The sequence below is a fragment of the Polaromonas sp. CT11-55 genome, from assembly GCF_047303325.1.
GTDB lineage: Bacteria > Pseudomonadota > Gammaproteobacteria > Burkholderiales > Burkholderiaceae_C > Polaromonas.
This window is the reverse complement of the sequence record NZ_JBKBEX010000091.1, coordinates 1-236: the sequence shown is the minus strand read 5'-3', so window position 1 is coordinate 236 and position 236 is coordinate 1. Positions and strand designations below refer to the sequence as shown.

Sequence of the window (236 nt, the reverse complement as noted above, 5' to 3'; positions counted from 1 at the left end):
ACGCGCTGTCCAAGCGCCTGGATGTCACCTCCTACCGTGAAGGCATGGTGGCCCACCTGGTGTTTTCGGGCGGCGACGTCATCGAGAAACTGCTCCTGCGAAAAAACGGCGACGGCGACCGCAAGACCGGCACCACCGTGCGGGCCTGGCACGACGCCAAGTACTTCGAGTCGGCGGCCATGCCCAAGGCCGCACTCACCCCCCAGCTGCGCAGCAAAGCAGTGCTAATTCCCCGC

Annotated in this window: 1 pseudogene; it reads left to right on the top strand. The window is 65.3% G+C overall.

Annotation, left to right across the window (positions count from 1 at the left end):
• Positions 1–236, top strand: a pseudogene (locus ACEN8I_RS24200) (DNA topoisomerase IV subunit B); the annotation flags it as partial.